This is a genomic window from Bythopirellula sp. (assembly GCF_041737835.1).
Lineage (GTDB): Bacteria > Planctomycetota > Planctomycetia > Pirellulales > Lacipirellulaceae > Bythopirellula.
The window spans coordinates 20,776-42,333 of sequence record NZ_JBGSQY010000068.1 but is presented as its reverse complement, the minus strand read 5'-3'; the positions used below and the strand labels follow the sequence as shown (position 1 = coordinate 42,333).

Sequence of the window (21,558 nt, the reverse complement as noted above, 5' to 3'; positions counted from 1 at the left end):
CCGTCAACAGCATGATCAAACGCTCGATGGGATCCGCCCTGCGGGCGAGAACCTTCTGGTCTCAGTCACGCGAAATCACACTTCGAGTCCTGACACACAACATCATGATTATCCCGTGCGACTAGGTTTTCGACAGAGCAGGACAGGAGTATTTTGCCGGTGCATACAGATATTGGGGGCATTTTCTAGGACCTTCATTGCATAGGGGACATCGCCAAAACCAGCCACATACCAAGGACGGACATTCCCCGGAACGTCTTCCGTTACGACTTCCTGAAATTGGCAGTTAACGTGTACGTATTCGCCAATCAGCATCGAGTTGCTTTGGCCATCGGTGATTTCACCGAGTCCGCGAGCCTTGCCAATGGGGGGGTCGAATTTACCCGGTCCCGCTTTTTGCATCGTGAAAGCACCATTATCAGGGATCGCGCCTTCGCCAGAGGAAATCGTCGTCTGACCCGGTTGAATAGCCCCCGCAACACCCGCGTAGGTCACCATGGCTCCCAGCCGATACTCAAAATTGGGAGGCGCGGATTGATTAACTCGATCATAAGGCCAACTAGGACAGATGTAGGTTTCCACCAAGTGATCGCGTGCCGGGTCATTGTAATAGGGCGTGCTCGTGGTATAGAAATCGCGATCCTGCAAATTGTAAGCGGCTTGTTGTTCCATGTAAGGGAGGATCTCGGAAAAGAGCCCCGTCTTGACGAAGGTGCGACGCGCGTCGGTCACATCCTCCAACACTCGCCCATACCCCATCGGTAATTCACGTTTCGTCGACATGTAATTTTGCGCGCCCAATCCCATCTGATGGAGATTGTTGCTGCACTGGGCACGCCGCGCGGCTTCGCGAGCCGCTTGCACGGCCGGGAGCAACAAAGCCACCAACACACCGATGATTGCAATCACGACCAGCAATTCAACGAGCGTGAATGCTTGTTTGCTGAGAGAGCGACGAACGAGTGACATGGCAACGGCTCACTTCCGATGTTAAGTAATTCTCGCCACGGGCGACGCTGCAAAACGCATGTCGTCCTTAACTAATCTTCACGATCTAACGCAAAATTATTCATGGGTGCCTGCTACCCCTGACAGGCACCCACGAGTTAATCGAACACTCAGCGGCTGCTACGTTTCAGCCCCGCGAGGCAAGCCACTGCTGCTGCGATAATAGTCAGCGAACTTGGCTCAGGCACGGCCGACAAAGCCGTTAAAGCACCACCGTTGTACGCCCCTTGCCACTCGGCGAGTGCATTCGCGTCGAAAGCGGGACTGGTTTCCCCTCGTTGCCAAGCTAGGAAATCTCGCCCGGTCACTGCTCCATCGCCGTTGAGGTCTCCGGGAAGTCCACTTTGCGTGCCGACTTGGAAGATGTGGACCAAACGATTCGAGGTATCCAAAAGGGCCAAGGTTTGTGTTACAGGATCAAAATCGTAGTCATACCAAGCAGCTCCGGTCGCTGGCAGAAAGGCAGAACTATCGGCATTCGGTAACCACGTGAAGTTCATCGCCTGCGGGGTGCCGGTCGGAGTTACAAGCTGATTAACCGTGAAGAAATCTTGGCCACCCCCTCCGGAAGCACGATTATTGTAAATCACGAAGTCACCATCACTGGTTGTGTTGAGAAACGCCAGATGTTGATAGTTCCCAAAGACATTATCCGTATTATCAACAATCTTGAGGTTCTGAGATTGATCCGTGGTGTTGTCGCCAGTGCGTTTGGCGAAGAACAAATCATTATTTGATCGAATGTACATGTCACCAGTATCGGGATCGAACGTGATGTCGCGGGCATTACCAGCGTTTCCACCATTAGGAATCCAAATCATGCCATCGGTCGGTGTCCAGATGTCCGCCCCCGTGGCCGCATCGAGCAAAGCTCGTCGTCCACTGCCGAACGATTCCACATAGGCCACGCCCGTGCCTTGGGCCGCATTTCCCCCAGGAAACCCAGGATCAAAGGCCACGCCACTATCCCCACGTTCGGCGTATGACCACAGTCGCGAATTATCGCTGGTATCAAAAAGCTGCAAACCATCCACGGCTGGCCCTTCGGGTGACGTGTTGGCAAACCCGTCGCTAAACGAAGCTGCCAGACGTGTCCCGTCGGCATTTAGATCGAGTCCCGTGTATCCACGTTGTGAGGGAGTAATCTGGGTGCTGATCAACGAACTGTAAGTCGGGGTCACCAGCCCAGTCGAGGTGGCGTTGGTGATTTCGATAATGCTGGTGACCGCATTCACCGAAGGAGGCTGAAGACCGCTGTTGTTGAAGCCGGCGATGTATAGCTTCGAGCCACTCCAAGCCATGGCCACGGCGTTCACGCCGATAAAGTCCTGATCAGGGGGAGGCAAGGGATCGCCGGGTGCAACCGTCGGATTCCCCGTGGCACTGATATCAAAACGAGCGATTTCGGTAAAATCGACGCCCTGAACTCCGACACTCATCGATAAAACACAAGATAAGACCAACACACAACTGGTAAACCTACGGGCTGTCATCGCCATATCTCCGTCAGGATGTTTGTTTGGATCGTATTCTCGGCTGAAAGCTTGTCCACCCGAAGTCAACGAAAGCGTTCGCAAAAGTTGGTCGCGAAATTCTTTGTCATTTCTTCCCTGCGTAACTCAGGTCGGTCCAACCGCCCGCAGCCAACAAGCATGACTGCGGACGGTGGGTAACTTGTCACTATCGTCCGTTGCGGCGGCCGCGCATGACTCCCATGACGGCAAGTCCTAAACCACAAAGCGCCAGGCTCGTTGGTTCGGGCACCGTTGTGAGTTCAAAGGCCTGGATGCCGTTGTTGGTATCCAAGGAGTAAATAATCGCCTTACGATAAGTAGTCTTACCGATGGCCACTGAGCCCGTAGCGTTACCGTTAGCGTTCGAGATCGTGGTGTTGCTTTTCTGAGCAATCTCTACAGGATTATTCGGATCGGTCATATCATAGATAAATAATCTTGATGTAGTGCCAATACCTAGTGAAATATCGCCAGCAATCTGCTGCATAGCAAGAATCGGAATACCGTTGCCTAAGACCGTGTAATCGATTGGTCGGTAAGTGTTCTGACCATTACTGCTCACCGCAACCTGTGTTCCCGTCGTCAATCCCGCAGCGATATCAACGACACGCGTATTGGCACCATCGCCACGTCCTACGACGGTATCATTGTCTGTAAAGGTGAGCCCAAGACGGAAAGAGCTCGAAACGGTTCCACCTGGAGCAGGTGACAGTGGAATCGCAACCGATGTGCCAGTGAAGTTACTACCATCGGCAGTTGTAAAAATCGAAAAGTTGTTGGCTGGAGTCCCATGACCAGCGATGATACGCGTATTGACGCCACTGCCAGTGACATCAATTGTGTCACCGTATCGGGTAGCTTGCGGAGCACCCGAGAAGGCAAGTGTCGGAGTCGCGGCTTCGTCGTCCCACCGATAGATTTTGTAAGGACTCGTGCTTGAAGCGGGACTGGCCAAATTGGCTGCGAAGATAGCGCCGTCACTGGCAACGCCAATCGTGCTAAGAGCAAAAGTACCGCCGGAAATTCCAGTCACATCGAGAGTCCCCTCATCGGCTCCGGTGACACCATCAAACTTCTGGACAAAAGTTCCACCCGTGCGACTGACCAGCAACACATTGCCTGATACAGGGTTGTAGGCGAGTCCACGCTGGTTGTTGTCATTCTGAACTCGAGGATGATCCCCCGGAGCAATCCAACCATCTCCCCCACCAAAAGTTGATAGAGCGGTGAGTGTGGCGGCCTGCAACGAGCCATAAAATTGAAATACGATGGTTAAACAGAGTAGCGGAAACAACAGTTTCTTCATTAGACACCCCTCGACACAGATGATGGGACAGAGAAAAGCGGGTAATCGCTGGGCAATTTCCAACTCTCGTATGCTAGCCAGTTTCCGAGCGAGCACAAAATGAATCTGCGCAATTCTTTCCACTAAAAGCGCACAGACTGTTTCCGCAGTTCCATGATATTATTGCGGAAAATCGCAGGCCAATTAGCTTTGATGAAGCTGCTTACGGAACGCGAGAGGCGTCAGGCCATAGCGTTTGCGAAACGCGACGCCGAATTGCGTGGCACCGGCGTAGCCACAAACCGTGGCAATCGATTCCACGGAATCATCGGTTTGCGTCAATAACTCTTTGCCACGTTCGAGGCGTAAATGACGGATTTCTTCGGCAGGCAGTCGGCCAAAGTAGCGTTTGAACTGGAGCTCCAGATAGCGACGCGATACGGGGACTTCGCGGAGAATGTCATCAACCACGATGCCTTGAAAAGCATAATTTTGAATAAAACGCATGGCCTTGACGATCAAAGGATCCCCAATCGCCATCGCGTCGGTCGATTGATTGCCGATCACTCCCAGCGGCTGAACCAGGATGGGTTCGGTGTGGTTTGATTTCCCTCGGATCATTTCGTCGAGTAGCTTAGCGGCTTCAAAACCAATTCTCTGACCAGCCACCAAGATGCTTGAGAGCCGCGGCGTGCATAGCTCGCAGAGCAAATCGTCGGTATCGCCTGCCAAAATCGCCACTTCGTCGGGTACAGCAATCCCTTCGATGTTGCATACTTCCGCGAGATCACGAGCCCGACGAGCATCTATGGCTAAAACCGCAACCGGTTTGGGAAGCCCACCGAGCCAACGGAAAACACGGTTGTGTTGCTCATCGCGGTCAACTCGACGACTCACACGATAGCCGGGGCGATAGACATGGCAGTCGAAGCCATCGTTTTCCAACGCAGCCATGAATTCATGTTCCCGGCTCTTGGAGTACTCGGTGCTTGGGGGTGCATAATAGGCAAATTGACTGAAACCACGTTCACGAAAATGATCGACCGCCAGTTGGGCACGCTTGGCTTCATCGGTCTGCACTCGCTCGATGCCTGCCAGATCGGTAAACACGTCGTCGACGTTCACCGTCGGGAGCTTGGAATTGATGATTTCATCCAACTGCAAAGGGGAACTAATCCGCGCGATGATCCCATCGCCACGCCAGCGATCAGGCAATGACCAGCGATGACTGTAATCTCGCGGCGCGACAAGCAAATGCCAGGGGCCATGCTTATCTGAATAGTTGGCAACACCTTGCACGATGCTGCGCCCCCAGGTGCTGTCGGTTTCTACCAGCACCGCAATTTCACGCACTCGCGTCTTTTCGGTTTGAATCATACGGGTTTTGCAAGGGTGCAGGGAATCGCCGAGCCTGGCTGACGAACTCCATAATAACGTACATGCGCAATCAATGGAAAAAATATCGCTATTTGTTAGCTTGCTTCAATAACAGAGTGATAAACTGGGAATCTCGTAATATTTTTTCACGTTTCGCACGAGTTGTGACTGATGTCGGCTGCTTTTCTTTATCGCTCCGTCGGGCTTATCAGCTCATCGTCCGGCGATGGCGTAAAAGCGGCTGTTATTGATACTGACGGCCGTGACGTGATCAAACCCCTGGGCGGAATTTCGCTTGATTACAACGAGCAACTCCGCTGGCGAATTCTCGAAGCGACTCAGAATGATCTCCCCACCACCGAAATTCTTCGCTTAGAAAAGTTACTCACCCAGCACCACATCGAAGCTTTTCGCGTCTTGTCAGAAACTTATCCCTCGGAGGTCAAGGACGCGAAGCTGGCAGGGCTCAATGGCCACATGATCAGGCATCTGCCCAGTGAAGGGCTCACTCACCAGATCGGTAATCCCTGGCAGCTTTCCGAAGGGATCGGTCTGCCGGTCGTGAGTGATTTTCGTCGACACGACATGGCAACAGGTGGGGAAGGGGACCCTCTGGTAGCCATGTTTCATTGGGCCCACATGGCAACCGAACCACGTCCTGCCTTGATGCTCAACATCGGTTCCGTGGCTAGTGTCACATGGCTTAGCAAGCAGAACGAGATTATCGCGGGGACCACGGGCCCTGGCGTGGGATTGCTAAATGAATGGGCCCAAGAAATGGCGGGCTTGCCACATGACCTCGATGGCAGGCTTGCCTTAGAAGGAACCGTCAACACGGCGGTTGTCGAAGAGTCATTGTCCGCTCCATTTTTTCAGCGGCCACTCCCCAAGGCCGCTGGATTGCATGAGTTCGATCACATTGACGTAGCAAGTTTGAATGTGGCTGATGGCGCTGCTACGCTCTGTGCAATCACTGTCGAGGCTTTTGCGCGTGCGGCCAAGAAGCTCCCTGATCTCCCTCAACTGCTATGGGTCACAGGTTCGGGAAGCGATCATCCCTTGATCAATCGTATGCTGAAAAAGCATTTTGCCGACGTGAAGAATGTTAGCGAACGAGGGCTGAATCCACGCTGGATGTCGGCGGAATGCTGCGCCTGGCTCGCGGTGCGGCACGTGCGCGGGCTTCCCATCACAACTCCCGAAACAACGAACTGCCGTTCGGCGGACTGCGGCGGATTTATCACGCGTCCGCTTTGATTAGGACTTGGATATGGCGAACAAACGGATTGGTTTGGTTGACTATCAACTCGATAACTTTCACGCCCGTGTTTATCTTGCGGCGGTGCGGGGAGTGCTTGCCCCGCGCGGATACGAGATCGCTGGGGCAACGGCTTGGGATTGCGACTCCAGTCGCTGCTGGGCAGAAAAGAACGGCGTGCCGTATTTCGAGACGACCGAAGAATTAGCACGCAACGTCGACTTCTTTATGGTGTTGGCCCCCGCCAACCCCGAGTTGCACCTGGAAATGTGCGAGCAAGTTCTACCGTTCGGCAAGCCAACCTTTGTCGACAAAACGTTTGCTCCGAGTTTCATGGTGGCCCAGCAAATCTTTGAGATCGCCGAGGCACATAACACGGCAATTCAAAGTACGTCGGCCTTGCGCACGAGCACCGTTCAAGATCGACTCGGCAAAACGGCGGAGCCATTAAGATCGATGTTGATCACGGCATCAGGGCCTACATTTCAGGAATATGGCATTCATCCCGTTGAGTTGGCGGTCAGTTGCTTGGGGCCGTCCGTTGAATCAATAATGTTCGCGGGCACGGATCAGTATCCGCAACTTATTCTGGTTTTTTCTAACGCGCGGACGGCCGTGATCGATTTCAATACTCAGGCGGAGTTGCCATTCACGGCGACCTTGCTCACGAGCAGGGGCGCGGAGCACGTCGTCGTAGCTGGCGATCAACTGTTCGTCAAAGCCGCGGCGAGCATTCTTGACTTTTTTGATGCGGGAGTTGCTCAGATCGACCCTTCCGAAACACTCGTGATCCGGAGAATTCTCGACTTGGTCGAAAGTATCCCCCAACGAAACACGTTGATTTCGTTGAGCAGCTCAGGTACGCAGCACACAATCAAGGGCCCTCATTGGAACAATCCGGCGCGGGGCCATTCCGAACGGACATCGCCATTGGAGAAGGCATAAACATGAAGATTGGTATCATCGGAGCAGGTGCCATTGGCAAGAAGCACGCCGAAGCGGCCATTAAAGCGGGGGCCAACGTCAGTTGGGTCATCGATATCGATCCCGAACTAGGGCCTGCCTTGGCTAAGGAATATTCCGCCAAGTATTCTGAATCACCAGAAGCCCTGTGGGAGGATTCTTCAACCACCAGCGTCGTGATTGGCGTACCCAATTGGCTGCACAAGCCGTTTGCCGTTGCTGCACTCTCCGCAGGAAAGGATGTGTTTCTCGAAAAACCGATGGCGCTCACTGTGCAGCAATGCCAGGAGATTGCCGAAGTCGCGGATTCGCATAACCGCATCCTGCAAATTGGCTATGCCCATCGCTATACGGGCGTGGGGCAAATCTCCCGTGAAATAATCCAGCAAGGCAAACTCGGCGAGATCTATCACGCCCGAGCCAATCTCTTCCTACGCCGTGGCGTACCGGGGCTAGGAAAATGGTTCACCAACAAGGAGTTTTCTGGCGGCGGAGCGCTGATCGACGTCGGTGTGCATCTGATCGACTTATCTTTGTTTTTGCTCGATTTTCCGCAGCCAACACAAGTCTTGGGGCAAACCTACGAAAATTTCGGTCGGCGTATGAAGGATTATCAGTTTGAGAACATGTGGTCCGGCCCGCCCAATTACAACGGTATTTGCAACGTCGAAGATTCGGCCCAAGCCTTAGTTAAGTTTGCCAACGGCACGACGCTTGAACTTCACATCGCTTGGGCGGGCAACTATCCCAGCAAATTCATGCCCATCTCACAAGTTGCTGTCTTGGGTGATCGTGGCGGGCTTGGCTTTGAACTCTTTGGAACGGAGGTTCATCTCGCCCAAGTCGAAGAAGGCAAGCTTATCGACTCGGTAGTGACTGTTGCCGACGACGACTTTTTTCTTAAACAGTTTCGTGATTTCATGAATAGTGTGACTCAACGCGAAACTCTGGGCCCCACTTCCCAGCAGGCCATCGCCGTTCAATCGCTCGTGGAAGCCATTTACGAATCCAGCCACGCCGGTGAAATCGTTGAACTTGTCTAGATAATCGTGATTCTGGTCTCCTTCTAAACATGCCAATCGCTGCCGTTCATTCCGCCGATGTCGTGATCATTGCAATCTACATGATTGCCAGTTTCGGTATTGGAATCTTCGCTAGCCGATTCATGCACACGAGTGCTGGGGGAGAAGAAGATTTCTATCTGGCGGGGCGGAATGTCTCGGGGTGGCTCAATGGAGTTTCCTACGCCGTGACCGCCATGAATGCCGACGTTGCTCCGCTGTATTGCGGTTTGATGGCCGTGATTGGACTCCCCATTGCTTGGTACTATCTTTCTCGTTTTGCTTTCGCATGGCTGATCGTGTCGCTGCTATTTGCCGTCCGTTGGCGGCGTTTGAACATCAGCACGGGCCCCGAGTTTTATTCTTTGCGCTTTGGCGGTAGGGGTTCAAAACTTGTGCGAGTCTATACGGCGCTCTTCACGATTGCAGTCAATATCATTCCGTGGATCGGGGCGGGTCTGTTGGGGACCTATATGATCTTCGGCCCGATCTTCGAGATCGAAAGCAAGTTCACGTTGCTACTTATCACCTTGCCGGTGCTCGTGATTTATGTCTGGGTCTCCGGATTCGCGGGGGTGCTCATTACCGACGTGATGCAGACTGCTGTGATCTTGGTGGCCAGCTTGATTATGCTGCTGAGCATTTTGACCAAATATGATGGGCCACAAGGTCTCGCGCAAGCCATTACCTCTGCCCATCCCGCCGAGCATCAAGAGATTCTGTCGGTGCTCCCCGTCGCCGGACATGAAGTCCTTGGTCCCTTGCTGGTCCTGGCATGGATGATCGTGCCAACCGTGGGCCGCGGTGGCAGCGTCGACGTCGACGGGCAGAGAATGTTTTCCTGCGCCAATTCCCGTGAAGCTGCGAAAGTGCCGATCTGGGCTGCCTGCACGTTGTTCGTGATGTTGTTGCTGATAACGCTACCAATTCTGAGCGTACTCATCGATCACCCTGAAATGTACCACGCCTCCCCCGGTGAGCGCGAAAAAGCGTATAGCATGCTATTGGCCGAGAATCTTCCCACTGGTGTTTTGGGGCTGGCCATGGCCGCACTGCTTGCGAGTGTCATGTCGACCGTGAGCGGACTGATGACCTACGGCGCGCAAACAGCCGTGAACGATGTCTTGCGTCCGCTGCTGCCTAACACCCCACTACTCGATCCGCAAAGTAAGGCCTGCGTCTGGATTGGCCGACTTGTCATGTTGGCCATCATGATTGCTGGTGTGTTCGTGATGCTGGGCGCGGGCTCGCTGTTCCGCATTGCGACAATCATCTCCGGAATGTTTGGCGCATCAGGCGCGTTCTTTTGGGCTCAATGGTGGTGGTGGCGGATCAATGTTGCCTCGTGGCTCGCCGCGATGATTGCTGGACCGTTTGTTTATCTGGGGCTCGGATTGGTCTTGCCGCTCTGGGATTGGTGGGACGCCCAATTGCAAATCAGCCCGGCCAACGCCGACGCCATGGCGATGCTCCAGGCCGTCATCTCGATTGGCTTAACTACCTTGTGCTGGTTATTCACTGCGTTGCTTACCACTCCTGAGTCCGAGGCAACCCTGGTGGAATTTTATCGCCGCGCGCGGCCGCTCGGCTTGTGGAAGCCCATTCGTGAAGCATTTCGCCGCCAATATCCGGATGAATATGCGGCAGCCCCCGCCTTGTTACTCCCTGGTTTGGGGGTCGCGATCGTCGGCACTGCCTGGATTGCACTCGCGATTCTTGGATTGTCGCAACTGGCAGTCGGCAAGTATGTCCTTGCGGCGGAATTGGGAGTCAGTGCTCTCCTCATCGCTTTCGTCTTTCGTTCCTTATTCAATTGGCACATCACACGAATGGAAACATCACAACCCATCGACCACTCATTGCCTATCAATTTAAGTACATCTTTTTCGAAATAATTGCGGACCATGCCTAGAATTACGCTCAGCTTTTGTATTTGTTGGCTCATCGCTTTTTATCCTCTCGGTCTCCTTGCCGAGGAAACCACGCCGACAATTCACGACGAATTCGACGTCGTGATCGCCGGAGGTTCGACGGCAGCGTTTGCCGCGGCGCTCGCCTCGGCCCACTCGGGAGCGAAAACCGCTCTCATCGAACCCACGGATTGGGTGGGGGGGCAACTCACGGCCAGCGCGGTCCCCGCCATCGATGAAGCCTGGCACACGATCAAAGACAAAGAAACCCAAGAGCCGCTGCTCAATGTGGCCAAGTTGGCCCGCGATCGCAAGAATATGACGCCCAATTTCCTGGGCACGCTCACAGGAATGAGTGACTGCGGCAATTGTTGGGTCAGCCGCTTTTGTTTTCGCCCTGTCGAGTACCTGCGCACACAACTTTTGCCGCTGCAAAAAGCGGCTGGAGAGAATCTTGTTGTCTTTCCCGAAACGGTCGTCAAACGCCTCGTGCTCGACGAAACAGGCACGCGCATCAAATCGCTCGAATGCATTCAGCGCAAACCCAAACCAAACGTCAGATCCAAGGGCTACGACCGCTTGCCATCCGAAGATTTAGCCGACTGGTATTCACTGACCCCTTCCGATCGATTCGAGAAATCGGTTGTGGTGTTTGAGAATTCCACAGACAAGCCAATCATCTTTATTGAAGCGACCGAATGGGGCGAGCTGCTCGCGCTCAGCGGTACGGATTATCTGCAAGGCGTTGAATACGAAGAAGGCGAAAAAGGAGGCAACGCCCTTTGCGGCCAATCCACGGTTTACTGCTTTGTTCAAGAAATTCATGCCGAACCCCAAGATCAACGAGTTCCGTCAGGGAATCCCAGCCATCAAGGGTTTGGTGACTACACCGACAAACCAAATCCCTGGCAGCAAATTTGGACGTATCGCCGGATTCGTGGAGAGAAGGATCCTGCCGTCGGGGATCTTTGTTTGCAGAATTGGGGCTACTCCAGCAAGCTGTCGCAAGGGGGGAACGATTATCCCTTCGGCTATCTCTTCAAGGCGCGCGAAGAGACCGCCGCGGAAACGCATAATTGGCAAGGGGGAATCAATCTCGAAACCCTCGCCGGCGCCGAACAACGCGCCTACGGTTGGCACGAGTGGTTCCGACAACACGCCCCCGAATCAATCAAGCCCGAACAGATCACGCTCGCGGGTACTGAACTCGGAACAGGTCACGGCTTGGCCAAGCTGCCCTACATTCGCGACACGCGGCGTGCCATCGGTTTGGATGGCTTTGTTTTGATGTTCGACGATTTGTCAGGTCCCGCCGCCGAGCAGGCCGGCACTAAGTTCGACGATCGCGTGGCACTAGGGGCGTATCCTGCGGATATTCATCCGCTCGTGGGTTGCCAATATCCCGACTATGTCCGCTCGGCACACGACACCTTGCCGTTTTACATTCCTTTCCGAGCGCTCACTCACTACCGCATCGGGAATTTGCTTGTCGCAGGCAAAACGATGGCCCAAAGCTTTTTGACCAACTCCGGCACACGGTTGCATCCCACGGAATGGTCGACGGGCACCGCGGCCGGTGTTGCCGCGGCCTACATGGCCCGCAATGGAAAATCAACGCAAGAAGCCTATGAATCCATCGAAGAGCTTCAAGAGTTGATCAAGAAATTTACCCCCATTGATTGGACCATCAGCAGCGCAAACTGAATTGCCAACCTTTTTATGATTCCCGCTTGATATGTACCGCTTCTTATTGAAATTTCTGAGTATTCCTCTTTATGCCTGTAGCATGATTGCCATGCTTGTGGCGCCGCATTGTTTAGCGGCGGCACCCGAAGTCCGCGGCACATGGCTCACCACGACGGGCGTCGATCACATTCGCACGGGGGCCAGCACCGAAGCCGTCATGAGCGATCTTCGCCAAATCGGCCTCAATACTGTTTACACCGAAACTTGGAAGAACGGTTACACCAACTTTCCTTCGCAAACGCTCAAAGCGATCATCGGCACGACAGACCGCAATCCAACCATTGGGACTTCACGAGATCTTGTGCAGGAAACGCTCACTCACGCCCACCGCAAGGGAATGACGTATTACGGTTGGTTCGAGTACGGCGTGATGACTCAGTACATCGGTCCCGAGGGAAATCCCAACAACCCGCTGTCCAACTACATGAAGTCACGAGGTTGGTTATTGCAGAATCAATCCGGAGATTATGCCGACAGCACCAATGGCGGGTTCGCGTATATGAACGTCGCTGTGCCCGAAGTGCGGCAGTTTGTCATCGACATGACCTTGGAAGCAGTCAATCGTTACGATCTCGATGGGATTCAGTTCGACGATCACATGGCTTGGCCGGTGAATTTTGGCTTTGATGCCACGACTTTGAATTTGTACACGTCGGAGACGGGCAATTCTGTTCCAACGTCTCCCACGAATACTCAATTCAGCCAATGGCGGCAGCAGAAAGTTACGACCTTTGCAGACGAACTCTATTCGGCTGTCAAAACGGCGCGTCCCGATCTCAAGGTGTCGGTCAGCCCCTCGATTACGTCCTTCTCAATGACAAATTACAACGCCAATTGGCCGCAGTGGAACTCCGAAGGCATCTTTGATGAATTCGCCATTCAGATGTATCGCAGCAGTTTGTCCTCATTCAACGGCATCGTGAATGCGCAGGTCGCACCTTTCGAGCCGAATGATCTCGACAAGCTGGTCTTTGGCTTGCGGATCAATCCCGATCCGAGCACACCCTATGCCGATCTGCAAGCCATGATCGAGCGCAGCCGCAGCGAGGGGGCCGCGGGACATAGTTTGTGGTTCTCGAGCGGAGTCCGTGATCTCTACAAAAACCAACTCACTGCCTTTTACGACGTTGCCAACGAAGGCCAGGCAGCCAATCCTCAATTCGCCGTTGATCGTCGCCCCGCGCCAGTCGTCGGCTCGAGTGCGGGGGCCAGCAACTGGAACTTTACAGTGACCGAGGAAGAGCGCTATCGAGTTGTTGCCAAGATCGGTGCTTACTGGACGGAATACAATGTCGCCTATCTTCCCGCCGGGGCTCATCAACTCAACATTCCCGGCGCAACCGCCGTGGAACTCCTGGTTGACCGGCGCACGGCGAGTTACTTCCTCGGCGACTTTGATGGTGATGGCGACGTTGATGGCCGTGATTTTCTACTATGGCAACAGAATGTAGGAACAACCGTTGGTGCCAGTCCCGCGGATGGTGATGCCAACTACGATGGCAAAGTCGACGCCGCCGATCTGTTGCGCTGGCGGCAGAATTATGGTTGGTCGATGACAGCCAACTTAACCAATACGCAGGCGGTTCCTGAACCTCACTATCAGTTGTTATTAGCACAGTTCGTCGTCTGGTTTGCTTGTCGGCGAACTCGGAATGTTTCAAAAATCAATGGGCTTTGACTCATCACAGAGGAGTGATTTCGCATGAATTCCCCCAACAATTCCGTCTCTCGCCGTACCTTCATGCAAGTCTCGGGTGCCACCGCCGCGCTGGCCGTGCCAGCTTTGAAGGCGATGGCCGAGCCTTCCACCAACGAGCGATTGCGCATCGGGTTCATTGGTTTGGGGGTTCGCAACAATCAACATCTCACCTCGGCGATCAAGCTGCAAAACGAAACCGGCAAGATTGAAATCGCCGCGGTCTGCGACGTCTTCAATCGCTATCGTGATGAGGCCGTGAAAAAAGTCGCCGAAGGGGTCAAACGTGAGCCCAAATCCGTAGGCGATTACCGCGATATCCTCAACGACAAATCGATTGATGCAGTCTGTATCGCCACGCCCGATCACTGGCACGCCCGGCAAACGCTCGATGCCCTCGCGGCGGGTAAGCATGTTTATTGCGAAAAGCCGATGACGCACACCGTCGACGAATCCTTGGCCGTCCTCGATGCCTGGAGAAAATCGGGACTCGTCATGCAGGTCGGCGTGCAATCGACGCAACTCCCCGTATGGGGTGATGCCCTGCGGCGTATTCAAGAGGGCAAACTTGGAAAGGTCGTTCAGTTTCAAACTGAAATCTTTCGCAATTCCGACATGGGCCAGTGGCGCTACTATGGCTTAGCCGAGGACATGACTCCCAAGAACATCGATTGGGCCATGTTCTTGGGAACCGAACAAGGTCTTGTTCCCGAGATGCCGTTCGATCGTGCGAAGTATGCGCAATGGCGGTGCTACTGGCCGTTTGGCTCGGGGATGTTCACCGACTTGTTTGTCCATCGCATGACCGCGATGCTGGCCGCCACGGGCTTACGGTTCCCAGGACGTGTGACGGGCGCTGGAGGTATCTTCCTGGAATACGATACCCGGCAAGTCCCCGATTGCGCGACCGTCGTGGCTGATTTCTACGAAGGAGTGCAAGGCTTCATTTCCGCGAGCATGTCGTGCCAGGAAACTCCGCTGAGCCAAGTCATCCGCGGCCACAATGGTTCGTTCAACTTCGGGGTGGGGGATGCCTTCACGGGTTACGATTTCGTGGCCGAGCGGCCGCAGGTCACGCACAATAGCAAGATCGTTAACGAGCGCATCGAAGTGGGTGGCATTGCTGACAATCATTTGGCGCACTTTGAAAACTTCTGCGATGCGGTGATTGCCGGTGACCCGAGCCAAGTGAAATGCGATCCTGAACTGGGTGCCGCGGCAATGGTCATCGTCAAACTCGGTGCAGAAAGCTACCGGCAGGGCAAAGTCTTTCACTTCGACCGCGAAAACATGCGCGTCACCGATGGCAATCCGAGTTGGGCCAACGGCTGGGAAAAAATGTCCGCCGAGCAAGCCAAGCCGCATCACATCCCGGGCTGGAAAGCGGGTGACACGGGCAGCACGCTGTTTACACCCGACTACCAACGCCTGGCGGGTGAGTGGGTCAACGGCGTTGACCCCGCTAAGAGCAGCTAGTACTAGCTCTGATTGCTGCGAGTTCCCCTTGAGCTTTGCGAGCTTGGCCAGGTTTGCGTGGTTTGCAGCTCCCTGAGCACGCAAAGCTCGATTTTTCGCGCGTGGGCTGGGGTCCCAACTTTCGCGCCGAAAGTCTTGGGTTTTGTCACGTGGCCACGCTGCAAGTCTTGATAATCCAAGTCCTTGCGAAAACCGCACGTGCCAAAACGCGCCGACTTTTGGACAAAACGCATGATTAAGCGTGTTGCAATAGGACTGTCTACGATTTCGGTTTTCAAAGAGCATGCCTACTCAAAGGCGAGCACTATTATCGCGATTGCGAAGCGCTTTGCCACAACGATTCTTGGCCGGGGTGGAGACATTAAACCACAGAGAGCAACGAGGGAAGGCAACCACGAATCGGACGAATAGCACGAATAATTCGGGTAACACCGACACATTTTCCGCAAATGATTGTCCATACGCGTTGGTTAAATTAGGTTCACCATCATTAAAAGAGGTGAACAGATGGAAGCCTATTCGTTTCAACGTTTCGGAATCGTGGGTGCGGCGTGTGAAGCAAGAACGCCGCGAACAAGGCAAGGTAGCCCTGTCCACGACATGCAATCGTCGCAAGAGTTGGGCGCCTGTTCTGGCGAAGCAATTCGATGACTCTATTTATTTCGCGTGATATGGCGTAACAAGGATCGTTTCAACCTTCCTAATCCTGAAACTGGAAGCTGACACCGTCAGAGTTGCTGGTAATGTCAAGCAACTTATCCTTGTATCCGACGTTGAGCAGTTGTCCTTCGAAGCCACGGTCGGTTTCCGACTCATAGAGCGTAAGTTCTTTCCCTTCTTGTGGACGGAAGCCAAACAACGTGCCAATAATGACCTCGGCAAAGGCCCCTCCACCAACACTTTCACGCATACAGGCCCCTCGCATGGCGATACGAACTGGGGCATTTCGGCTCGCGCGATTCTCGCCATAGTATTCGCGAGATTGGCCGTAAATGCCTTCGTAGAGCACACCTTGAGTGTCAGCGAAAAATTTAACACCGTCTTTCCAATCGCCCAACATGCACATCACCTCAGCAGTGAACGCGGGCCACGCATCGTAAGCGCCCATGGGTCCGTGATCGGGCCGATCAGAATTTTCTGCTGCCTTGTCTTTAGGCGACATGGCTCGCATCCACGTGGGCGTCAGCAACTCCCGTTTGACAAAATCGACCATTTCACTTTTCATCGACGGGTTGAGATCATCGTTCATATATCGGCCAACGCAGACAAAATCGTAGCAATGGCGCAGTTCAACCTTTTCGCCATCTCTGTGCAGGGCATACCACACTCCATCGCCAGCTTTATACAATCCAAGTACGGCCTGCCCAAACCGATCAGCCCATTCACGCAGTTCGCTGGCTCGCGCGGTATTTCCGCGCTCTTCCTGAATATTAGCCATCGAGCGCATCATCCAAACGTTCGCGGCGTTGAACGAAGGCACACGGTGAATATAAGCCGGTGCACACTCCAGCAGGTTTTTGTTTTCGCCATAGTCAGCCAACATAATACTCTTGTCGGTCTGAAGTTCTTGCCAGTTGGTAGCCAAGGAATCGAGGTGTTCGAGGACTGTGCGATCATCAATCTTTTCGTCTAAAAACTCTTTGTCGCCAGTTGTATTTAGATATTCGTTAACAAATGTGAAAATTGTCGAATCATTCGCTGCATACCAGCCCTCCCACTGTTGGCGCGTATCCATACTATAGACAGGGCCTTTATGGGGATCACAAGCCAAAAATATCTTTGCGTGCTCTTTCATGCCCTTTGGCTCAAGGAGTCCAAACACCTTGGACCACATCGATGTATCCCAGAAAAAAACGACCCCCTTGGCGCGTTCACCGCTCGTAACAAAAGTCCGATCACACGCATTCATGTTTGTTCGGTGCAATACCAGGAGAGTTAGAATGCTCCGATAATAGATATCGCTTAGCTCTTTGTTGCTCGTATTAAGAACCGGCAGATGTCCGGAAAAGTGATCGTTTCCTGGTGTAAACATTTGCTGCCAACGATGCTCCCAGCTCGATTTGATTCCATCCCAAATTTGGGTGAATCGTTTAGCCGACTCCAGGGCCGTATCGACGAGTTCTGGCGATGGAAATTTGCCTGAGTTCCAATCATGAACCATCACAAGCTGAACCTGAGTCGACTCGCCAGGTTTCAGGACTTTTTTCCAGGTCGCGGCGACGTGCGAATCATCATTCTTTAAGCTTTCAGGTAGTTCGACAAAGGCATGGACCATCTCCAGTTTCGCGTCTTTTTCCTTCTTACCCGTCGAATCACCAAAGCCATGTGATGTTGCGAGCTTCGGGTCGTTGGACTCATAAGCGATCGCCCGAACTGGTGAACCTGCCACCTCACTCCCGGGAATGTCCATCGTGAGATCCACAGTTTTCTCTTCTTGAGAACTGTTGGTGGCCGTCACTTCATACAAAAGGCCGCCCCCTTCAAACATCATCCGGACTACTGTCTCAACAACGAGTCCATCCATGCTGTGCTGCCTAACAGCTTGATGGGGGTACCATCTGCATTTCGTCGTTTCATACTCATGGCCGTTCACTTTGAGTTTCACAAGTGGGAGCGTCAGATAACGGAACCACCGAGGGCCCGTTGGCCAATCGAAGAGCTGACCATCGGGATTGTAGTTCACCCCCATCAGATCGGGTGAGCATGCCGCCATGTCATGGAAGTTGTGTAATGAGGGCATGTGTGCCAGTTCGGCCACTTCGAGCCACTCGCTCGCCATCTCGTCGATGGCCGGGACGTATTGCATACTCTCTTGCGTTTCCGCGGGAGCCTTCTCTGTCGTCTGGGCACTTGCAACGACACTAAGTGTGGACGTCACTGACAGTGTTGCGAGCGCTAAAATTACAAGCGTCGAAGAGATAAGGGAAAATCGCATAGGTCACTCACATTTTCGTTACAAGCGATCAGCGGCCTTAATGAATGCCTTGATCACTTTGACAGGAGATTTACCGAGATTGAGAAGTTTGTAAGAGCCGGCGGCCGCGGGTACCACGAAAGTTTCGATAAAGTTAAATCGCGCGGTCATTCCATTTTGGGTTTCGACCATCACGCTTGAACCTTCGACCACCATCAACACGTGCGGAGAGCCGTCAGTTTCGCCGACGATTTCTGTTTCGAACTCATAGCGATGAACATCATAGAAGTGTTCCTCGTGCGTCGGCAAATGAACGACCCGCCAATCATCACCGTCAGAGATGACTTTCGGCTTGCTGATGAGTTGCCGCAGAGCTTCATCGCCTCGTCGTTCAAAATCGAGATTCTCGAATGCGCGCTCAATATTTAACGGCCTGGGAACACCGTCGAGGCCGAGTCTCAACCAATCGTACATCTTGAACGTAAAAATATAAGGCGTGGCGCTGATCTCCAGCACCAGAATATCTTCTCCCGAGCAATGAATCGTGCCGTTGGGAATAAGCAATAACTCGTGCTGGCGAGCCGGCACGGTGTTAACATATTTCTTTACGTCTACTATGGTCGAGATGCGATAGCTCTCTTCCAGCTCAGCGCGGAATTTGTCGGGATCAATGTCCTCTTGGAAACCAAGATAAACTTCTGCCCCGGTTTTACAGTCGACAAGGTAGTACGTCTCGTCTTGTGTGAATGATTCTCCAAAGTGCTCTTGGATGTAATCTTGACGAGGATGGCATTGAACGGAAAGATTGCCGCCATCGAAAGTATCGAGAAAGTCGAAACGAATAGGAAAATCAGATCCAAACCGATTTACACTCTCGCCCAGCACTTCACGGGCGTTATGGTACATCAACCAATCAAATGACACTTCCAGTTGGTGGCGGCCATCGTAGAAAGCAATGCCATTTTCCGGCGTGATAAGCTCGAACGACCAAGCATAGTTTGACTCTTCTTGAGGCAGCTGATGGATACGTTCCTTGAGCCACTGTCCTCCCCACGGCCCAGCCTCAAACCAAGGTCGGACGCGAAACACGTTCGTGCTCATCCGATCCAATGCATCCCGAAGGATGGGCCCCGATATCATCGCCAGTTCAGAGGGCCGCTGTCCGTCGACAAACCAGTCCACTTGGTTAATGAGTTTTGACTTGTGCCGATTGAGGATCGGCCAATCGACGAAATAGAACCGTTTGTACTGCTCCTTAGGGGACACGTATCTATCAGCGCCAAGATTGAGAACATTGCCCATCCGGGACCGATATTGCAGCTCATTTTTGGGGAGATCAACATAGAACAGGGGACCTTCCCAATCAACCAAGGCCGCCCCGCAACCATAGAGGATCGTCACGGTCGCGCTACTATCAGGAATTATTGCGGCAAGACGACTTGCGTCGAAAAAATCCGTCAACTCGCCGATATAGCGCGTACCGAACAATGGGTCGTGGCCTCCCAGAAAGGGCTCCACCATCGACTCAATTTCCCATGGACTTTTCTGTGCCTGGGAAACGTCAATCCATTTCGCTTCGATGTTGATACTTGACAGGGCATCCTTGAGCTTTTCACGTAAGCCATCCCAAAACACGCCGATGAAGCCATCGATGCGGACGGTATGGTGAGAGACAACTTGGTCGGCGAGCGCGTCAAAGCCATACTTCACAGTTCCCGGCGGGACTGGAAACGCTGGATAGAGGCAATAGGCCTGATCGACGCTGAACGTCGGTATTATCGGAGCCAGCCGCTGAGTCGACTTCCGAAATGCTACATCATTTGGTTTGGTGGTCGGGCTGTCGTGCACGTTTTATCCAGACTCATAAGTAGAAGTTCAATTTTCACTCTTGTTCACACCTGGGAGGTCAATAAATCAGCGAAATTGCTGAAGCATCGATAGCTTGCCCATAGCGTAGAATTCGCTCAAAAAGAGTGTGCAAAGCACGGAACCGGTTTATAATTTAAACTAACATTTTGACCATCTACGTCAATACTTCTGCCCAGAATGTAGTATCTATTAGACCAATATTGTATCCTGTAGTTGGCGATACCCCTTGCTTGTCGTTAATACGTTAGCCTGGAACTTCTATGAAACCTGACGGCAATCATCTCTCGACACTCTCTTGGCTTGGCAGCATAGACCCGCAGAAACCCCGCTCAAGGCAACTTCACGACGTTCTCCTTGAACGGATTGAGAGCGGCAACCTATTACCTGGCGCGAAGTTGCCTACAGAACTTCAGTTGATGCAGCATTTTGATGTCTCGCGCACCACAGTGTCGCGGGCGATGCGTGATTTGGAACTTCACGGCTTCGTTCAACGGCGGCGCGGATCAGGCACCTATGTCAAACAACGCGTCCAAACCGAGCAGTTAGACTTATCGTTTTTCGTTCCTTGGGTCGAATCGGGTGTACCTCTGCCTTATGTTGAAGGTCTAATTCATCAGCGATTGGCAGACATTGCTTCGCAGCGGCATTCAACATTGATTTTGAAATGCTACTCGGGTGAAGGGACCTTTAGTGAGCGGGTCATCAATGCAACTAAGTCGTTGATCGACTTGCGAATTGACGGAGTTTTCTACTATCCTGCCGAATTGCCCGACGATCAAATGCAGTTAAACCGTATTGTCGTCGACATGTTAGTCAAAGCAGGTATTCGCGTGATCTTGATCGATCGGGACATCGTGCCGTTCCCAAATCGTAGCGAATTCACTCGTATTGGTTACGATAACCGTCGAGCAGGAGTCGCACTTACGGAGCATCTGATTGAACTGGGGTGCGAACGTATTGCCTTTGTGGGAATACCAGAAGTGTCGACGGCAGTCGCTGATCGCCTCGCAGGGTACTACGAAGCTCACCGCATGCACGGGCTGCGCCTATGTCCACGATTAGTCCACATGGTCGACGAAATTGAGTTGACGCGAACCTTTTGCGAGAAGTTAGTGCGAGTTGAATCACCCGATGCCATCATCTGTAAGATGGACCGCTTTGCCGCCCTCATAGGCAGGCATCTTATGGAGCAAGGATTGCAGATTGGTCGAGATATCAAGCTGGCAGGCTTCGATGATGATCCAATAGCTGAATTGCTGCCGGTATCACTGACGACCACCAGACTGCCCGTACAACCCTTCGCCGAAGCCGCATATGAAGCGATGCTCGCTATGATCGCCGGTGTTGAGACAAGTCCACGACAGGTCATTATTGACACTGAATTAGTAGTCCGAAACTCGACGGACAACAGAACTGGGCAAAAGAATGCTGTGGCTCACACAATGATCCGCGAGGAACAGGTTCAGTAACGATGAAAAGCT

The 21,558-nt window shown here is 53.1% G+C and carries 14 protein-coding genes; 8 read left to right on the top strand and 6 right to left on the bottom strand.

Annotated elements, in window-relative coordinates:
- Positions 1 to 108 precede the first annotated feature (108 nt).
- The 4 genes from AC6T8Q_RS19290 to AC6T8Q_RS19275 form a co-directional block, all read right to left on the bottom strand.
- Positions 109 to 969, bottom strand: a complete 861-nt coding sequence (locus AC6T8Q_RS19290; RefSeq protein WP_500680631.1) for a DUF1559 family PulG-like putative transporter — start codon at positions 967 to 969, stop codon at positions 109 to 111.
- Between the two features lie 149 nt (positions 970 to 1,118).
- Complete coding sequence (locus tag AC6T8Q_RS19285; protein WP_500680630.1) at positions 1,119 to 2,447, bottom strand: hypothetical protein; 1,329 nt, start codon at positions 2,445 to 2,447, stop codon at positions 1,119 to 1,121.
- A gap of 241 nt (positions 2,448 to 2,688) precedes the next feature.
- Complete coding sequence (locus tag AC6T8Q_RS19280) at positions 2,689 to 3,828, bottom strand: PEP-CTERM sorting domain-containing protein (protein ID WP_500680629.1); 1,140 nt, start codon at positions 3,826 to 3,828, stop codon at positions 2,689 to 2,691.
- 183 nt (positions 3,829 to 4,011) lie between these two features.
- Complete coding sequence (locus AC6T8Q_RS19275) at positions 4,012 to 5,184, bottom strand: XylR family transcriptional regulator (protein WP_500680628.1); 1,173 nt, start codon at positions 5,182 to 5,184, stop codon at positions 4,012 to 4,014.
- A 171-nt stretch (positions 5,185 to 5,355) separates the two neighbouring features.
- Between AC6T8Q_RS19275 and AC6T8Q_RS19270 the strand changes: the two genes are divergently transcribed.
- The 7 genes from AC6T8Q_RS19270 (at position 5,356) to AC6T8Q_RS19240 (ending at position 15,294) form a co-directional block, all read left to right on the top strand.
- The gene (locus AC6T8Q_RS19270) at positions 5,356 to 6,441 is read left to right on the top strand and encodes an anhydro-N-acetylmuramic acid kinase (protein WP_500680627.1); all 1,086 of its coding nucleotides are present in this window, start codon (positions 5,356 to 5,358) and stop codon (positions 6,439 to 6,441) included.
- Positions 6,442 to 6,454: 13 nt separating this feature from the next.
- The gene (locus tag AC6T8Q_RS19265; RefSeq protein WP_500680626.1) at positions 6,455 to 7,387 is read left to right on the top strand and encodes a Gfo/Idh/MocA family oxidoreductase; all 933 of its coding nucleotides are present in this window, start codon (positions 6,455 to 6,457) and stop codon (positions 7,385 to 7,387) included.
- A gap of 2 nt (positions 7,388 to 7,389) precedes the next feature.
- Positions 7,390 to 8,448, top strand: a complete 1,059-nt coding sequence (locus AC6T8Q_RS19260; RefSeq protein WP_500680625.1) for a Gfo/Idh/MocA family protein — start codon at positions 7,390 to 7,392, stop codon at positions 8,446 to 8,448.
- A gap of 29 nt (positions 8,449 to 8,477) precedes the next feature.
- A complete protein-coding gene (locus AC6T8Q_RS19255) occupies positions 8,478 to 10,361 on the top strand; it encodes a sodium:solute symporter family transporter (protein WP_500680624.1) in 1,884 nt (627 codons plus the stop codon).
- A 9-nt stretch (positions 10,362 to 10,370) separates the two neighbouring features.
- The gene (locus tag AC6T8Q_RS19250) at positions 10,371 to 12,080 is read left to right on the top strand and encodes an FAD-dependent oxidoreductase (RefSeq protein ID WP_500680623.1); all 1,710 of its coding nucleotides are present in this window, start codon (positions 10,371 to 10,373) and stop codon (positions 12,078 to 12,080) included.
- A gap of 82 nt (positions 12,081 to 12,162) precedes the next feature.
- Positions 12,163 to 13,800 (top strand): glycoside hydrolase family 10-like protein, encoded by a 1,638-nt coding sequence (locus AC6T8Q_RS19245; protein ID WP_500680622.1) that lies wholly within the window; start codon positions 12,163 to 12,165, stop codon positions 13,798 to 13,800.
- Between the two features lie 24 nt (positions 13,801 to 13,824).
- On the top strand, positions 13,825 to 15,294 hold the full coding sequence (locus AC6T8Q_RS19240) for a Gfo/Idh/MocA family protein (RefSeq protein ID WP_500680621.1): 1,470 nt from the start codon (positions 13,825 to 13,827) through the stop codon (positions 15,292 to 15,294).
- Between the two features lie 700 nt (positions 15,295 to 15,994).
- Here the strand turns inward: AC6T8Q_RS19240 and AC6T8Q_RS19235 are convergent.
- Together AC6T8Q_RS19235 and AC6T8Q_RS19230 are read right to left on the bottom strand one after the other, a co-directional pair.
- On the bottom strand, positions 15,995 to 18,100 hold the full coding sequence (locus tag AC6T8Q_RS19235) for a glucosidase family protein (RefSeq protein WP_500680620.1): 2,106 nt from the start codon (positions 18,098 to 18,100) through the stop codon (positions 15,995 to 15,997).
- Positions 18,101 to 18,247: 147 nt separating this feature from the next.
- Positions 18,248 to 20,056, bottom strand: coding sequence for a class I mannose-6-phosphate isomerase (locus AC6T8Q_RS19230; protein WP_500680619.1), 1,809 nt, complete (start codon positions 20,054 to 20,056; stop codon positions 18,248 to 18,250).
- Positions 20,057 to 20,337: 281 nt separating this feature from the next.
- Between AC6T8Q_RS19230 and AC6T8Q_RS19225 the strand changes: the two genes are divergently transcribed.
- Positions 20,338 to 21,546, top strand: coding sequence for a GntR family transcriptional regulator (locus AC6T8Q_RS19225; RefSeq protein ID WP_500680618.1), 1,209 nt, complete (start codon positions 20,338 to 20,340; stop codon positions 21,544 to 21,546).
- The last annotated feature ends 12 nt before the right edge of the window (positions 21,547 to 21,558 follow it).

What these genes read in the sequence shown, in the direction of transcription:
- AC6T8Q_RS19240 (WP_500680621.1), top strand. Translation starts at nt 13,825, where the DNA reads ATGAATTCCCCCAACAATTCCGTCTCTCGCCGTACCTTCATGCAAGTC.
- AC6T8Q_RS19260 (WP_500680625.1), top strand. Translation starts at nt 7,390, where the DNA reads ATGAAGATTGGTATCATCGGAGCAGGTGCCATTGGCAAGAAGCACGCC.
- AC6T8Q_RS19275 (WP_500680628.1), bottom strand. Translation starts at nt 5,184, where the DNA reads ATGATTCAAACCGAAAAGACGCGAGTGCGTGAAATTGCGGTGCTGGTA.
- AC6T8Q_RS19245 (WP_500680622.1), top strand. Translation starts at nt 12,163, where the DNA reads ATGATTGCCATGCTTGTGGCGCCGCATTGTTTAGCGGCGGCACCCGAA.
- AC6T8Q_RS19250 (WP_500680623.1), top strand. Translation starts at nt 10,371, where the DNA reads ATGCCTAGAATTACGCTCAGCTTTTGTATTTGTTGGCTCATCGCTTTT.
- AC6T8Q_RS19255 (WP_500680624.1), top strand. Translation starts at nt 8,478, where the DNA reads ATGCCAATCGCTGCCGTTCATTCCGCCGATGTCGTGATCATTGCAATC.
- AC6T8Q_RS19285 (WP_500680630.1), bottom strand. Translation starts at nt 2,447, where the DNA reads ATGAGTGTCGGAGTTCAGGGCGTCGATTTTACCGAAATCGCTCGTTTT.
- AC6T8Q_RS19235 (WP_500680620.1), bottom strand. Translation starts at nt 18,100, where the DNA reads ATGCAATACGTCCCGGCCATCGACGAGATGGCGAGCGAGTGGCTCGAA.
- AC6T8Q_RS19225 (WP_500680618.1), top strand. Translation starts at nt 20,338, where the DNA reads ATGAAACCTGACGGCAATCATCTCTCGACACTCTCTTGGCTTGGCAGC.
- AC6T8Q_RS19265 (WP_500680626.1), top strand. Translation starts at nt 6,455, where the DNA reads ATGGCGAACAAACGGATTGGTTTGGTTGACTATCAACTCGATAACTTT.
- AC6T8Q_RS19290 (WP_500680631.1), bottom strand. Translation starts at nt 969, where the DNA reads ATGTCACTCGTTCGTCGCTCTCTCAGCAAACAAGCATTCACGCTCGTT.
- AC6T8Q_RS19270 (WP_500680627.1), top strand. Translation starts at nt 5,356, where the DNA reads ATGTCGGCTGCTTTTCTTTATCGCTCCGTCGGGCTTATCAGCTCATCG.
- AC6T8Q_RS19280 (WP_500680629.1), bottom strand. Translation starts at nt 3,828, where the DNA reads ATGAAGAAACTGTTGTTTCCGCTACTCTGTTTAACCATCGTATTTCAA.